The following is a 14,628-nucleotide window of genomic DNA, read 5'->3' on the forward strand; positions in this document are numbered from 1 at the left end:
TATAATGCGCAGCCAATTTTATCGTCCCGCAAAGGTTTTCAGCGAATGTCAGCAACCGAAACACCGGTTAAAAAGCTTTATATCAAAACCCACGGCTGCCAGATGAATGAGTACGACTCATCTCGCATGCGCGATTTGCTGGGGGAGTCGCACCAAATGGTGGCGACCGAGAACCCGGAAGAGGCCGATGTACTGCTGATTAACACCTGCTCGATTCGTGAAAAGGCGGCCGATAAGCTGTTTCACCAGCTGGGCCGCTGGAAGCAGCTTAAAGAGAAGAACCCCAACATGATTATTGGCGTGGGCGGCTGTGTGGCCAGCCAAGAGGGCGAGGCCATTGCCGAGCGCGCGCCTTTTGTCGATTTGATTTTTGGCCCCCAAACCTTGCACCGGCTGCCCGAGATGATGGAACAACCGCGCGACAACGGCGCCGTGGTAGTGGATATCAGCTTTCCCGAGATCGAAAAGTTCGACAAGCTGCCCCAGCCCGATGCCGATGGCGTGAGCGCTTTCGTCTCGATTATGGAGGGCTGCTCTAAGTACTGCACGTTTTGTGTGGTGCCTTATACCCGTGGCGAAGAGGTTAGCCGGCCCATGGCCGATGTCATGGCCGAGGTTGTCCATTTGGCCGGCCAGGGGGTACGGGAAATTAACCTCTTAGGGCAAAACGTCAACGCTTATCGCGGCGAATCTGACGATGGCATCGTCGATTTGGCCGAGCTGATTACCTACGTTGCGGCCGTGGATGGCATCGACCGTATCCGTTTTACCACTTCGCACCCAGTGGAGTTCTCCGACTCGCTGATTGACGTTTACGCGGAGGTGCCCGAGCTGGTTAGTCACCTACACCTGCCGGTGCAAAGTGGTTCGGATCGTATTTTGATGGCCATGAAGCGCGGCCATACCGCGCTCGAGTACAAATCTAAAATGCGTCGTATTCGTGCCCATCGGCCTAACATCAGCTTTTCGTCTGACTTTATTATCGGCTTTCCCGGTGAGACTGAAGACGACTTTGCCAAAACCATGAAGCTGATCGCCGACATTGGCTTTGATATGTCGTTTAGCTTTATTTACAGTGCGCGCCCAGGTACGCCGGCAGCGGATTTGGCCGATGACACCCCAATGGAGGTGAAAAAGCAGCGCCTGAAGATCTTGCAAGATCGCATCACCCAGCAATCCCAGCAGATTAGCCGCCAGATGGTAGGCAATATCGAGCGGGTATTGGTGAGCGGTTACAGTAAGAAAGACCCGGGCCAGCTGTCGGGCCGTACCGAAAACAACCGGGTGGTTAACTTCCGTGCCGACGATCCGGCCTTGATTGGCAAGTTCGCCGATATTCGCATTGATGTGGCTTTGCCCAACTCTTTGCTGGGTACGTTAATTAGCTCAGAGTTAGACGATTAAGCGGAGCCCTGTTAGCCGCACAGGGGCAGGTATAACTGGTGGTTTTTTAGCTGAGTGTATTAATAAGCAAATGACCGGTTACTTGCCTTCCCCCAGCGGCGCTAATGGTTTACGCTTTGTTTAATGAACGCGAAAAGAGTGCTTACACATCCTTGAATAAACACGTCACCCCCGAAACCTCACAGGTTACCTGCGAGGTCACTCTGGAGCCCAATGATAACCGTCGCCTCGCCAGTCTGTGTGGTCAGTTTGACCAACACCTGCGTCAGATCGAAAATCGCCTCGATATCGAAATTAGCAACCGCGGCAACCAGTTTGCGTTAGTCGGCGAGCGCGCTGTGACTGCGGCGGCGGCCGCTGTATTGCGCCAACTGTACCGCGAAACCGGCAGCGGCGAGTTAACCCCTGATGAAATCCACCTCGCCTTGCAAAGCGCAGGCATAGAGGAGCTTATGCAGCAACAGAGTGTGTCCGATACGTTAGTCACCGAGGCGGATGACGATCAGCCGATGCCCGCGGGCACGGTACTGATTCGTACCAAAAAAGCCACCATCAAGCCCCGTGGTGCCAATCAGCAGCGTTACGTGCGGGCGGTGCAAACCCACGACATTAATTTTGGCGTGGGCCCGGCCGGTACGGGTAAAACCTACCTGGCGGTGGCCTGTGCGGTCGAGTCGCTGTTGCGTGACGACGTCGAGCGTATTTTGCTAGTGCGCCCCGCGGTCGAGGCTGGTGAAAAGCTTGGCTTTTTGCCGGGCGATTTGGCGCAAAAAGTGGACCCTTATTTACGGCCGCTGTACGACGCGCTGTTTGAGATGCTAGGTTTTGAAACCGTCGGTAAGCTGCTCGAGCGCAATGTCATTGAAGTGGCGCCTTTGGCTTACATGCGCGGTCGCACCTTAAACAACTCGTTTGTGATTCTGGACGAGAGCCAAAACACCACCTGCGAGCAGATGAAGATGTTCCTCACTCGTCTCGGGTTTGGCTCAACCGCCGTGATCACCGGTGATCCGTCTCAGATCGATTTGCCTCGTGGGCAAAAGTCGGGGCTGAAGCATGTGATTGAGGTGCTCGACGGTGTAGAGGGCATCAGCTTTACCCACTTTGGCGCTAAAGATGTGGTGCGCCATCCCCTGGTACAGCGTATCGTGCAAGCCTACGATGCCTTTGAGCAAGCCAACCCCACGGGTGACGAGCGCTAGCGTATGACTCAGGTTCACGTCGATATCGACAGGCAAGTTGACTCCGAGGCAGTGCCCGGTGACGACGAGGTACACCGATGGGTAACGGCTGCTTTGCGCAACGAGCGCGAGGTAGCCGAAGTCAGTGTCTGTATCGTCGATCCGGCCACCAGCGCCGATCTCAATCACCGCTACCGCGGTAAAAATTACCCCACCAATGTGTTGTCTTTTCCGGCCGATCTACCCGCCGAACTCGGCTTGCCTTTACTGGGCGATCTTGTTGTGTGTGCCGATGTGGTTGCGCGCGAGGCGCGTGAGCAAGGCAAAACGGCCGATGCACACTGGGCCCATATGCTTGTGCACGGCACCTTGCATTTGCTAGGTTACGACCACATTGAGGAGCACGAGGCCGAAGCCATGGAGGCGCTCGAGACAGACATAGTTACCGCGCTGGGTTTTGCCCCGCCTTACACCGAAATCACTCAGGGCCAGGCGACATCGCCCGCCCCACAAGCGACCTTGTCCACACAGGAATCAACATCGCCCACACAGGAATCCACAGTGCCATGACGGACGACCCATCGAGTAGCAGCTCAACACGCACTCAAGAGCGCTCTTGGTTAGAGCGATTGCTACATACGTTTTCCACCGAGCCAAAATCACGTGACGATTTGCTCGAGATTATTAAAGACGCCGCCGAGAATAAACTACTCGATCAAGAGGCGCTTAATATTATTGAGGGGGCGCTGGACGTCTCCAGCTTGCAGGCGCGGGAGATTATGATTCCTCGCACGCAAATTGTAGCGGTTAAACTGGACGATAAGCCGCAGGATTTTTTGCCTAAAATCATCGAGTCCGGGCACTCGCGCTTTCCGGTGATTGGCGATTCGATCGATGACATTAAAGGTATTTTGCTGGCTAAAGATTTGCTGCGCATGATGCTGGAAGGTACCACTGATTTTAGCCTCGACAGTATTATTCGCACTGCCAATATCGTGCCCGAGAGCAAGCGGGTTAACGTACTGCTGCGTGAGTTTCGCGAGCAGCGCTATCACATGGCGCTAGTTATTGACGAGTATGGTGGCATCTCCGGCCTGATTACAATTGAAGATATCCTGGAAGAAATCGTCGGTAATATTGAAGATGAAACCGACGAAGAAGTCAGCGATGAACTGATTAAACGGGTCAGCGATACTGATTATGTGATTAAAGCGCTAACCCCGATCGATGATTTTAACGATTACTTCAATGCCGGCTTAAGTGACGAAGATTTCGACACCATGGGCGGGATTTTAATGCAGTCGTTTGGTCACCTGCCTAAGCGTAACGAGGTGACTGAAGTGGGCGGTTTTACCTTTCGGGTGCTTTACGCCGATAACCGACAAATTCACTTGGTAAGACTCACACTTGATCAGCAGTGAAACCATCATTACCGGCCAGGTAAGGCGCGGACTCAACCGCTTGCGTAGTTATAACGCCGCAGCGGCCGCATTGCTGGCTGGGGCGCTGCAGCCGCTGGCGCTGGCGCCTTTTAATCTCTGGCCGCTGGCGTTGATCGGTCTCGGCGTCTTTGCCCTGTTGCTATTTAAAGTTTCTCGTCGCCGCGCGGCATTGGTGGCGGGTTGTTTTGGTGTCGGCTTATACGGGGTAGGCGTTTCCTGGATTTATGTTGCTATTCATCAGTTTGGCGGCGCCTCTATGTTGTTGGCGGGGTTGCTGACGCTGGTGTTTGTGCTGGCAATGGCCGCCATCTACGCACTGCCTTTTATTCTCAGCAGTAAACTGCTTGGTTATGGGCGGCTCGGCATCTTAATGGTGTTTCCGGCCTGTTGTCTGTTGGGTGAATGGCTGCGCTCCTGGCTGCTAACCGGCTTCCCCTGGCTCTATACCGGATATGGTCACATCGATACGCCGCTGGCCGGCTGGGCGCCGCTGCTGGGGGTGATGGGTGTGGGTTACCTGGCCGCGTTTAGTGCCGCTACCGTAGCCGGCTGGTGCTTTTTTGTGCGCCCCTCGGGGAACTTGATTGTTGCCAGTGTCATGGTACTCGGTATTTGGTTACTGGGTTGGCAGCTGCAGGGGGTGCAATGGACACGAATGAACCACGATACCCCTATCGCGGTAGCTATGGTGCAACCCAATATCGCCCAAGAGGTTAAGTGGGATCCAGCACAGGCGCAGCCAACATTAGAGCGCCTGCAGCATTTAAGTGAGCCTCACTGGGGCGCGGACTGGCTAATTTGGCCCGAAGCTGCGGTGCCGCTTACCTACCACCGGGCGCTGGACTTTTTAAACACGGTCAGCCGCCGTGCGAGCGAAACCAACACGGGCTTAATTACCGGCATTATTTACGATGAACAGCAACAGCGGCGCTATTACAACTCGCTGGTGGGGTTGGGCGATGCGCTGGGCATTTACCACAAACGCCGCTTAGTGCCCTTTGGCGAGTACGTGCCTTTGGAGCAGTGGTTGCGCGGCTCGATTGAGTTTTTTGACTTGCCCACCTCGTACATCAATATAGGTCCAGAGCAGCAAAGTGGATTGGTGGTGGACGGTATCGCCATCGCCCCGACCATTTGTTACGAGGTGGTGTATCCGTCGCTGGTGGCCAGCAGCGCTCACAATAGCAATGTGTTGATGACGGTCAGTAACGATGCCTGGTTTGCCGACTCGATTGGCCCCTTGCAGCATTTGCAAATGGCGCAAATGCGCGCGCTGGAGACGGGCCGCTATATGATCCGCAGTACTAACAATGGTGTTAGTGCGATTGTCGACCCGCAGGGGCAAGTGGTGGCTAAAACGCCGCAGTTTGTCGCAACCACATTAACCGGAACGGTGTATCCGGCCTATGGCCAAACGCCGTTTATGCGCTGGGGCAGCGCTCCCTCGGTAATGCTCGCACTGTTGTTGCTGGTGGGGGTTTATACCGCCCGGCGACGTTTTTAAACGTGCGTATTACAGCCGGGTAAATTCGACCTCGTACTTGCCCGCTACCGGCTGGGCCTGAAAAACCTTTGTGTCCGGGTAAGCTTTGTGTAGGGCACTGAGTAGTGCTTTTTTATCGGTTACCGGCATAAAAGCGCCCAGGTAGACGGCTTTTAGTTCGTCTTTTGCGAAGGGGCGATCGACATACCAGTGTTGTTCGTCGTTGTCCCGCACACCGCCTTCGTCTTGCGCCAGGGTAAAGCAGCGCCACTCCTTCTCGCCTTTGGCGCTTGGCGGTTTATTTAAAAACTTTTCTTCAAACGACTCCTGCGGGCGCAGCGGCTGATTGTGCAAAACGGCGTTGAGCTGATCTTTAAGGCTCGAAATCTCGGGGCGAAAGGGGTTGTAGTTAACCGGTTTTGGTTGGGGCAACGAGGTGTGCTCACCACAGGCAAACTTAAGCACCGCCCCGCGATGGCAGTCGGCGTAATATTGCCAGGCGGCCAGATTGTCGGCCTTGGTGCTAAACGAGCAAATACGCAGGGCGCGGGTGTACTGGCGCCAGTCGCTGAGCATTTCATCTATATCACTTTGGCGCTGATCTACCATACGCGCCATCAGTTCGTGCAATGCCTCTTCGGCCTCTTCGGGCGAGGCAAAGCGCTCCTCGTCGCGCCAGCGGCGAATAACCGTGGACAGGGGGGAGTTACCGCGGGGCTCGTCGCGCGCGAAAATCATCCCGCAGGCGGCGCGAATTACGCTGTCGAGTAACGAGTGTGGGTCAAACGCCAGTGTGGTGCGATGGTTTAACTCAAACGGGTCGGCAAATAGCGCGGGCGCGCTCCAACGCATTGTCTGGGTGTCGACAATACTAAGGGCGGTGTGGGCCGGGCAGTATTTTGCCAGTGTGTCTGGGTGTTCGGGCACGGTTTGTCCTTATTATCGTTGCAGGCTGAGGCAATCATGCCTGCCGAATCCTGTTGTCTGAGTGGGTTATAGAATCATTATCGGCCGAGGGCCAGATTTATAAAGGCTTTTTCACTTCCCGGCAAGGCGCATTTTTCATTTTTTGTGGAAACTCTTTGTTTTGCCGTTTGCCATCGCGCTCTTGAGCGTTAAAATAGCCGCGGCAATCTTCTACCACCCACCTGCGGCCCCGCCCTGAGGATTCATCGTGATATTTACCGGCTCTCATATTCTTTCTATTGCACAATTTGACCGCGCGGACATACAGCGTATTTTTGAGGTGGCCGACGCGATGGCCCCTTATGCCCTGCGCCGCCGTGTCACGCGGGTATTAGAAGGTGCCATTTTAGGCAATATGTTCTTTGAGCCAAGCACCCGGACCCGCATCAGCTTTGGCTGCGCATTTAACCTATTGGGCGGTGAAGTTCGTGAGACGACCGGGTTTGAAAGTTCGGCGATTACTAAGGGCGAATCGCTGTACGACACCGCGCGGGTGCTCTCGGGGTTCTCGGATGTGATTTGTATGCGCCACCCGCAAGAGGGATCGGTGGCCGAGTTTGCGGATGCCAGCCGCGTACCTGTGTTAAACGGCGGTGACGGGGCCAACGAGCACCCGAGCCAGGCGCTGCTGGATTTGTACACCATTCGCAAAGAGCTGGCCTCTAAGGGGCGCGAGATCGACGGGTTGAGAATCGCGCTTATTGGCGATTTAAAGTACGGCCGTACTGTGCACTCGCTGTGTAAGCTGCTGTGCCTGTTTAACAATATTCATATTACCTTGGTGTCGCCGGTAGAGCTGGCTATGCCTGGGTCGATCATCGAGCAGATGCGTGAAGCTGGCCACACCGTGGTTGTTACGGACGATTTAGCCCAGAGTATCTCTAGTGTGGATATTGCGTACTCCACCCGTATTCAGGAAGAGCGCTTTGCTACTAAAGAGGAAGCTGACTTGTACCGTGGGCGGTTTCGTTTGAATCAGGCAATCTACACCGAGTACTGCGAGCCCAATACGGTGATTATGCACCCGCTACCGCGCGACTCGCGCGCCGGGGCCAACGAGCTGGATAACGATTTAAACCAAAACCCCAACCTCGCTATTTTCCGCCAGGCCGATAACGGCGTGCTGGTGCGCATGGCGTTGTTTGCGTTGGTGCTGGATGTTGTGGATCAGGTGGATCAGTGCTCGCGCGAGGTTAATTGGTACAACTCATTGCGTACCCTGTAACCGGCGCTAATTCTCAACGATTAGCCGCCGTCGATGAGGCGGCTGGCCATTACCGGTAAGCGTGACAGCTCGCTGGGCAGCGATAAGGATGCGGTGCCGGGCGGGGTATCAAAGATACTGTCGTCACTGAGTATAAACAGCAGCGGTGTGCCCTGAGTGCGCGGTGTCTCGGCTAAACGCTGGGTTAGGGTACGACCCGACTGGTCGGTCATCGCCGGGCTGCACACGATCAGGTCGGGGCGAATGTTAAGGGATAACTCCAGCGCCTCGTCGGTGCTGTCGGCGGTAATCAGGTTGTAGTGAGGCTGCAGCGCCTCGCAGGCTTGCATTTGTATTTCGGTGTCGGGATAGGCCACCACCACAGTGCGGTGGGCGGTCATTTCATCTAGCTCAAAGCAATCGCGGCCCGAGTGCTTTGCCCGGTACAGTGCCCGGTCGGCGGCTTTAATGACCTCCTCCAGGTTGTAACCGCTGGTTTGCGAGCAGCTTGCACCGCCAATTGATACGGTTACGTGGGCGCTGGTGGGGGAAACCTCGTGGGGCACCGCCAATTTGGCCACGGCGCGGCGGATCGACTCACCCACCCGGGTAGCGCCGTTGCCGTCGGTGTCGGGCAGTAGCACAATAAACTCTTCGCCACCGTAGCGCCCCAGTAAATCGAAGGGGCGTTTTAAGCAGCTTTTAATGGCCTCGCCCACGCTCACTAAACAGCGGTCACCGGCGGGATGGCCGTAGTGATCGTTGTACAGCTTAAAGTGGTCCACATCCAGCATTAGCACACAGGTGTGGGTGAGCTGGCGCCCGGCCAGTTGCCACTGCTTTTGCGCGTATTCGTTAAACGTACGGCGGTTGAGTAGCTGGGTTAGGCTGTCGAGCTGGCTTAGCGCTTCTAACTCACTGTTGAGTTTATTGAGTTGGTCGCGCATGTCGGCGATGCGCTCCATCGCCCGGATCTTGGCGTGGATGATCATCTTACTGACGGGCTTGATCAGGTAGTCGTCACCGCCGGCCTCGATTCCCTTACGGTAATCTTCATCGTCGCTCATGCCGGTAACAAAAATGATGGGTATCCAGTGACTMCCCAGCCACTCGCGAATCAGAACCGTAGTTTCAAATCCGTTAAGGCCAGGCATCTCGACGTCCATGATAATCATGTCCACCGGTGTGTCTTCTAACAGTTGTAGCGCCGCCTCACCGCTCTCGGCCACCAGTGGAGTGTGGCCGGAGTCGGTGATGTACTGGCTCATTGCGTGGCGCAATGTCGCGCTGTCCTCAACCAACAGAATTTTCATTCAATAACCCAGAGTGCCCGTGTGCCGATAGCGGCACCCAAAGTAATAGTGTAACGATTGTTGGCGCCAAAAACATCATTCTGTGTCACAGAAATAGGTTGATTTATCAGCCATCGATATCCGGCTTGCCCCTGTAACCGGCGCGCAAAGCTTTAATCGGCGTGGCGAAGGTAGCGCCAAACCCCCGCTTCTCGGCGAAACAGGGATTTCTCGAGGTGATGCTGCTCACGGCCTCCCAGGCGATAGCGGGCGCAAAAGGTCACGCTGCCCTCGTTATCATGTGCCAAGCCGGCCTCGCAGGCGAGTATCTCCAGCCCTAGCCACTGGCAACTACTGGCCCATTCGCGAATGGCCTCGGGCGAGCTGGCGCCGCGCTCCTCTGGGCTCCAGGTCTGCCATAGGTAATCGATGGCCAGCATCGTGTGCGCGGTGTAGCGCGAGCGCATTAACTGCTCGGCGGTTTGCGCCTCACCGCCGTGTAGTATTAACCCGGTACAACAATCCAACGGGCGGTTGCCCGAGCCACAGGGGCAGGATTTAGTCGCTGTGAGTGGCATTTTGCACCTCTTTTGGGTATGTTGTGCGGCTTATTCTACACGCTGGCTTTGGCTTGTTGGCAGCGCTTGGCGCAATTGCCCGGCTTTTTGATCATAACCGGTTAGGTTACCCTGTTCGATGAGCTTTGCAAACGATCGCTGCGCGTGCTTCCTAGTAACCTTGACTGACCACCCGATAATTGCCCATGACTGATTTTGACGATATTCGCCCCTACAACGACGCCGAAGTGCGCCCTGTGCTCGATCGTATTTTGGCTGATCCGGAGCTGGCCGAGGCGGTCACTCGTTTAAAGTTTCCGCGCTTAGCGGGGCCCTTGGGTTTTGTGTTGCGCCCACTGGTGGCCCGGGTGATGCGCCGCCAACTGGCGGGTGTCAATAGCGTCGACGAGTTTCAGTTGGTGGTCGAGAAGTACATGCGTCATATGATCGAAGAGACCACCACTAAAATTACTCACTCGGGGTTGGATAAGCTCGATCCGAGCCGCGCCTACTTATTTATCAGCAACCATCGCGATATTGCGATGGATCCAGCGTTTGTGAACTGGAGCCTGTATCACTCGGGCTTTAAAACACTGCGTATAGCCATTGGTGACAACCTACTGACCAAAGAGTATGTGTCCGATCTAATGCGATTAAACAAAAGTTTTATCGTAAAGCGTGGGGTTAAAGCGCCGCGAGAAAAGCTCAAGGCGGCAAAAAAGCTATCGGCTTATATTCACCACTCGCTCACTGAAGACAAAGCCAATATTTGGATTGCCCAGCGTGAAGGTCGCGCCAAAGATGGCAATGATTTAACCAACTCGGCAGTGGTGGGAATGCTGACGCTTAATCGCCCCAAGACGCAGGATTATGCTGATTACGTGCGCGAGCTTGCCATTGTGCCTGTGTCTATCTCCTACGAGTTGGACCCGTGTGATGAAGCCAAAGCCCACGAGCTGCATCAGCAGCGCACGTCGGGCCGCTATGAAAAAGGTGACCAGGAGGATGTGCAGAGCATCGCCCGTGGCATTGCCGGGCAAAAAGGGCATGTCCATGTGGCCTTTGGTGATGTGTTGAGTGGCGATTTTGCCGATGCAGATGCGGTTACCGCTGAGATCGATCGGCAAATATGGAGCAACTATGTGTTGCATCCCAGCAACTGCATCGCTTTTGATCAAGACGGCGAAGAGGCGCGCTCACTGCCGTACTCTGACAAAGCCTTGCCGTTTGAGCCGAGCAGCGTCAGTGAAGAAAGAGCCAGCTTTGATTTGCGTCTGCAGGCTATTCCGTCGGATTACCGGGACATAGTGAAGGCCATGTACGCCAACCCGGTGCGGCACAAACTAGCGGCAACGGGCGGTCAAAAGCGCGAATGCTAACCGACGATTTAAAGCAAAAAATACAGCAAACCTACTCGGCGTTTTTACAAAGTCGCGAGTTGGGCCCGCGCCATGGGCAAAAGCTTATGATTGCCGAGATTGCCCGTACCCTTGGCGGTATTGGCAGCGATGCCGAGGGGGTGCGTAATACCGGCGCGCATGTGTGTGTGGTAGAGGCGGGCACGGGTACCGGTAAGACCATCGCTTACTTATTACCGGCCATTATTATCGCCAAAGCGTTGGGTAAAAAGCTGGTGGTGTCGACGGCGACCGTTGCCCTGCAAGAGCAAATCGTGCACAAAGATTTGCCCGAGTTGCGCAACCACACAGATTTATCGTTTAGCTTTGCCCTGGCCAAAGGCCGGGGGCGCTATTTGTGTTTGTCTAAGCTCGATAACTTAATGAGTGAGTTTTCGACCGCGGTAGATCCGGCTCGCGCGCTTTACGAAGACGAGCTGCCCAGCGTCGATGCCGAAGGCGTAAAGTTGTACGAGTCGATGATGGATGCGCTGGCCGCCAACAAGTGGGACGGCGAGCGCGACTCCTGGCCCACGCGGCTGGAGCCGAACGACTGGGCGCGGGTGACCACCGATCACCGCCAGTGCACGGGCCGGCGCTGCTCCAATGTGTCGGCCTGCAGCTTTTTTAAAGCGCGCGATGCGCTGCACACGGCTGACTGTATTGTTACTAATCACGATATGGTACTGGCCGATTTAGCTCTGGGCGGCGGCGCTATTTTGCCCGACCCGGAAGACACCATTTACGTGTTTGACGAAGGTCATCATCTACCTGACAAGGCGCTTAACCACTTTGCTCACCACAGTCGCATGCTCTCGACCAGTCGTTGGCTGGAACAGTGCAATAAAGGCTTAGGGGCGGTGCTGGGGCAAATAAGCGGTGCCGGTCGGGTCGATGATTACGCCGAGCAACTGCCCGGTCAGTTGATAGAGTGTAAGCGCGAGCTGGATATGTTGTATCCCTTGCTCGATGAAAAAATTCAATCGTTGCAAGATAACGCTCGCGACTGGAAAAACAATCACTACCGGTTTGTCGGCGGAGTGGTACCGGACAATATTGTCAGTCAGGCCGAGCAGCTGCACTCGAGCTTTGACCGGTTGACGGATTTGCTCACAAAAATTGCCAGCGAGCTGAACGAAGCGATGGAAGACGCCCATTGCCGGGTGCCTAAGGTGGACCTTGAGGCGAATTACCCGCTTATTGGTGCCTGGCAGGCGCGGGCCGAAGCCAATGCAGGCCTATGGCTAAGTTATGCCCGTAGCGACGGCGATAAAAGTGTGCCTAAAGCGCGTTGGTTAACCCTGATCGATTTTAACGGCAACTACGATATCGAAGTTTGCTCCAGCCCTATCTTGGCGGCGCGTACGCTGGAGTTTAGTTTGTGGAATCGCGCCTACGGCGCCGTGCTTACATCGGCGACCTTGACGGCACTGGGAAAGTTTGACCGGTTACAGATGCGTACCGGCACGCCCGATGACAGCCGCTATGCGGTTGTGCCGAGCCCCTTTGACTTTTCGAAAGGCATTTTGCATGTACCTAAAGACGCCGTCGATGCCGGGGACAGCCGCGCTCACACGGCGGCGCTGGTAGAGCAACTGCCCGAACTCTTGCAGCCGGATGAAGGTTCTTTAGTGTTGTTCTCCTCGCGCCGGCAAATGCTGGATGTGTACGATGAATTACCAGCGTTTTGGCAGAGTAAAATTTTGCTGCAGGGCGAGAGCTCTAAGCAAGAAATGCTGGTGGCGCACCGCAAAAAAATTGACAAAGGCGAGGGCAGTGTACTGTTCGGTTTGGCAAGTTTTGCCGAGGGTGTCGACTTGCCGGGCGATTACTGCGCGCACGTGATTATTGCTAAGCTTCCCTTCGCTGTGCCCGACGACCCGATCGAGGCCTCGGTAGCCGAATGGATTGAAGAGCGCGGCGGAAATGCCTTTATGCAAATCACCATCCCCGACGCCTCGTTAAAATTGATTCAGGCCTGTGGTCGGCTGTTGCGCACCGAGGGTGATACGGGACGCATTACGTTGCTCGATCGCCGCGTCGTCACCAAGCGCTACGGTAAGGCGATACTCGACTCTCTGCCGCCATTTAACCGCAAAGTCGAGGCGTAAGTACTTATTGCGAGTATGCTGAGAAAGGGGAACGTATGACTGACAAGCACATTGCGGTTGCCGATATTCTGCTCGATCTTGAGGCGGCGCTGCGTGAGTTACACCTATGGCACAGTGAATCACCAACGCCCGAAGCACTGGCCAGTGTCGCGCCGTTTGCGGTTGACACACTCACCTTTACCCAGTGGTTGCAGTTTATGTTTTTACCTCGGATGCACACGCTGGTTGTCGAGCGCGGCACGCTGCCTGCTAATAGTGCCATCGCCCCCATGGCTGAAGAGTATTTTCGCCCCCAGAGTATCGATGCTACAGCGGTCATCGTACAGCTACAACGAATTGACACATTGCTCCGTTAATCTCGGTGAGCAACGCTTGTGGTCGTTTGGCCCCTGAGCTACATTTAACCTGTTACCTTATTGAAACAGGGCGGGTGCATTTAACCCCGCGTACTTTTTGCCGTTGTGATGGTTGCGTAATGGAGGCTCTATGAGTGCTTTTAAAGTTAAAGCAATGTTAGTTGCAGGTGCGGTTAGCGCACTATTGTTGGCTGGTTGTGCCACGCCACCACCGGCGGTTTCTCACGACGGGCTACACCTGGTGCCGCAAAAGTCCCTGGATGAGGTCTATCTGAAGCCCGGTGTGTCGCTCTCGCAGTTTACGGCTATTCGCCTTGCGCCGTGTACAGTGGCGTTTCGCGCCGACTGGATGCGCAACCAAAACTTTAATCGCTCGGCTGGTACCTCGCGGGTAACAGAAGAGGACATGCAAGTGATCACGGATCGGTTGGCGCGCTCATGCGATGAGCACTTTCTCGAGGCGCTGGAGCGTGAACCTGCCTATCACATTGTGGGCGACGAGGTTACCGATGAGGTCGTGCTTGAAGTACGACCCAGCATCATCGATTTAGATGTCACGGCACCGGATATTAACGAAGTGGGAATCTCTCGAACTTACACGACGTCATCGGGTGAGATGACTCTGTTTTTGGAGGCATTTGACGCAGCCAGCGGCGAGATTATCGCCCGAGTCGTCGATGAGAAAGAGGACTACGATGATATGCGCCTTGAGTGGACCAATCGCGCCACCAACATGGCCGATGCCAACCGCTATCTGCGCAGTTGGACGAAATCATTGCGTGAGAGTTTAGACGTGGCTCGAGCGCAGCAGTAATGCATACAGCCGCGGCGCAACGTTTGATTGCGCCGCATTGCGGATAGAGTTCATGCAAGATCCCCGGGTATTGTTAGCCGCTGAGCGAACCTTGTTGGCCTGGAGCCGCACGGCACTGGGTTTGATTGGTTTTGGTTTTGTGCTGGAGCGCGCGGGGCTGTTAATGAGCGCGTTTGGCCTGGCGTCAACGGCCGACCAATCTTTGACGGCAGCACTTGGACTCGCGTTTATTTTTTTAGGCGTTGTGGCAGCCGTTGGCGCGGCGATTAGACACGCCCGTTACGTGCGTTACCTGTTGGCGCGCGATGGCCCGGCGGATTACCGCTCGCTTTACAGTGTGGCTTTGACTATGGCGCTGGGGTTACTTGGGCTGTTATTGCTGGGGGTGCTTATTTTTATCGGGCATTAACAGGGTTACTAA

Annotated in this window: 14 protein-coding genes; 11 read left to right on the forward strand and 3 right to left on the reverse strand. The window is 55.2% G+C overall.

Annotated features, from left to right (window positions below; genetic code table 11):
* Nucleotides 1–45 precede the first annotated feature (45 nt).
* The 5 genes from miaB (at nt 46) to lnt (ending at nt 5,531) form a co-directional block, all read left to right on the forward strand.
* Nucleotides 46–1,404 (forward strand): tRNA (N6-isopentenyl adenosine(37)-C2)-methylthiotransferase MiaB, encoded by a 1,359-nt coding sequence (miaB, locus tag SD69_RS06365; RefSeq protein WP_041522549.1) that lies wholly within the window; start codon nt 46–48, stop codon nt 1,402–1,404.
* Nucleotides 1,405–1,556: 152 nt separating this feature from the next.
* Nucleotides 1,557–2,606 carry a PhoH family protein gene (locus tag SD69_RS06370; RefSeq protein WP_041524507.1) on the forward strand — a complete coding sequence of 350 codons (1,050 nt, stop codon included), beginning with the start codon at nt 1,557–1,559 and terminating at the stop codon, nt 2,604–2,606.
* 3 nt (nt 2,607–2,609) lie between these two features.
* Nucleotides 2,610–3,155, forward strand: coding sequence for an rRNA maturation RNase YbeY (gene ybeY / locus SD69_RS06375; RefSeq protein WP_041522550.1), 546 nt, complete (start codon nt 2,610–2,612; stop codon nt 3,153–3,155).
* Nucleotides 3,152–4,006, forward strand: a complete 855-nt coding sequence (locus SD69_RS06380) for an HlyC/CorC family transporter (protein ID WP_084591500.1) — start codon at nt 3,152–3,154, stop codon at nt 4,004–4,006. Before ybeY ends, SD69_RS06380 begins: the two co-directional genes overlap by 4 nt.
* Nucleotides 3,993–5,531, forward strand: coding sequence for an apolipoprotein N-acyltransferase (lnt, locus tag SD69_RS06385; RefSeq protein ID WP_232301158.1), 1,539 nt, complete (start codon nt 3,993–3,995; stop codon nt 5,529–5,531). The genes SD69_RS06380 and lnt overlap by 14 nt, the downstream gene beginning before the upstream one ends.
* A 9-nt stretch (nt 5,532–5,540) precedes the next feature.
* On the opposite strand, the gene SD69_RS06390 is transcribed toward lnt, so the two are convergent.
* Nucleotides 5,541–6,437: a DUF2971 domain-containing protein gene (locus SD69_RS06390; RefSeq protein ID WP_041522551.1), complete on the reverse strand. Its 897-nt coding sequence runs from the start codon at nt 6,435–6,437 to the stop codon at nt 5,541–5,543.
* Between the two features lie 247 nt (nt 6,438–6,684).
* Here SD69_RS06390 and SD69_RS06395 point away from each other — a divergent pair, with 247 nt between their 5' ends.
* A complete protein-coding gene (locus SD69_RS06395) occupies nt 6,685–7,701 on the forward strand; it encodes an aspartate carbamoyltransferase (protein WP_041522552.1) in 1,017 nt (338 codons plus the stop codon).
* A gap of 20 nt (nt 7,702–7,721) precedes the next feature.
* On the opposite strand, the gene SD69_RS06400 is transcribed toward SD69_RS06395, so the two are convergent.
* Together SD69_RS06400 and SD69_RS06405 are read right to left on the reverse strand one after the other, a co-directional pair.
* Nucleotides 7,722–8,993: a diguanylate cyclase domain-containing protein gene (locus SD69_RS06400; RefSeq protein ID WP_041522553.1), complete on the reverse strand. Its 1,272-nt coding sequence runs from the start codon at nt 8,991–8,993 to the stop codon at nt 7,722–7,724.
* Between the two features lie 152 nt (nt 8,994–9,145).
* On the reverse strand, nt 9,146–9,550 hold the full coding sequence (locus SD69_RS06405) for a YchJ family protein (protein WP_052480939.1): 405 nt from the start codon (nt 9,548–9,550) through the stop codon (nt 9,146–9,148).
* Nucleotides 9,551–9,735: 185 nt separating this feature from the next.
* On the opposite strand from SD69_RS06405, the gene SD69_RS06410 reads away from it, so the two are divergent.
* The 5 genes from SD69_RS06410 (at nt 9,736) to SD69_RS06430 (ending at nt 14,616) form a co-directional block, all read left to right on the forward strand.
* Nucleotides 9,736–10,908, forward strand: coding sequence for a 1-acyl-sn-glycerol-3-phosphate acyltransferase (locus SD69_RS06410; RefSeq protein WP_041522554.1), 1,173 nt, complete (start codon nt 9,736–9,738; stop codon nt 10,906–10,908).
* Entirely contained in the window at nt 10,902–13,037 is a 2,136-nt protein-coding gene (dinG, locus tag SD69_RS06415; protein WP_041522555.1) for an ATP-dependent DNA helicase DinG, read from the forward strand. The genes SD69_RS06410 and dinG overlap by 7 nt, the downstream gene beginning before the upstream one ends.
* A 35-nt stretch (nt 13,038–13,072) precedes the next feature.
* The gene (locus SD69_RS06420; protein WP_041522556.1) at nt 13,073–13,393 is read left to right on the forward strand and encodes a YqcC family protein; all 321 of its coding nucleotides are present in this window, start codon (nt 13,073–13,075) and stop codon (nt 13,391–13,393) included.
* 130 nt (nt 13,394–13,523) lie between these two features.
* The gene (locus SD69_RS06425; RefSeq protein WP_052480940.1) at nt 13,524–14,207 is read left to right on the forward strand and encodes a DUF3313 family protein; all 684 of its coding nucleotides are present in this window, start codon (nt 13,524–13,526) and stop codon (nt 14,205–14,207) included.
* Nucleotides 14,208–14,259: 52 nt separating this feature from the next.
* Nucleotides 14,260–14,616 carry a YidH family protein gene (locus SD69_RS06430; RefSeq protein ID WP_041522557.1) on the forward strand — a complete coding sequence of 119 codons (357 nt, stop codon included), beginning with the start codon at nt 14,260–14,262 and terminating at the stop codon, nt 14,614–14,616.
* The last annotated feature ends 12 nt before the right edge of the window (nt 14,617–14,628 follow it).

This window comes from Gilvimarinus agarilyticus (genome assembly GCF_000832015.1).
GTDB lineage: Bacteria > Pseudomonadota > Gammaproteobacteria > Pseudomonadales > Cellvibrionaceae > Gilvimarinus > Gilvimarinus agarilyticus.

Bases quoted from the DNA above. Each gene is read 5' to 3' on its own strand.
- miaB (WP_041522549.1), top strand. From the start codon at position 46: ATGTCAGCAACCGAAACACCGGTTAAAAAGCTTTATATCAAAACCCAC.
- ybeY (WP_041522550.1), top strand. From the start codon at position 2,610: ATGACTCAGGTTCACGTCGATATCGACAGGCAAGTTGACTCCGAGGCA.
- SD69_RS06380 (WP_084591500.1), top strand. From the start codon at position 3,152: ATGACGGACGACCCATCGAGTAGCAGCTCAACACGCACTCAAGAGCGC.
- SD69_RS06405 (WP_052480939.1), bottom strand. From the start codon at position 9,550: ATGCCACTCACAGCGACTAAATCCTGCCCCTGTGGCTCGGGCAACCGC.
- SD69_RS06410 (WP_041522554.1), top strand. From the start codon at position 9,736: ATGACTGATTTTGACGATATTCGCCCCTACAACGACGCCGAAGTGCGC.
- dinG (WP_041522555.1), top strand. From the start codon at position 10,902: ATGCTAACCGACGATTTAAAGCAAAAAATACAGCAAACCTACTCGGCG.
- SD69_RS06420 (WP_041522556.1), top strand. From the start codon at position 13,073: ATGACTGACAAGCACATTGCGGTTGCCGATATTCTGCTCGATCTTGAG.
- SD69_RS06425 (WP_052480940.1), top strand. From the start codon at position 13,524: ATGAGTGCTTTTAAAGTTAAAGCAATGTTAGTTGCAGGTGCGGTTAGC.
- SD69_RS06430 (WP_041522557.1), top strand. From the start codon at position 14,260: ATGCAAGATCCCCGGGTATTGTTAGCCGCTGAGCGAACCTTGTTGGCC.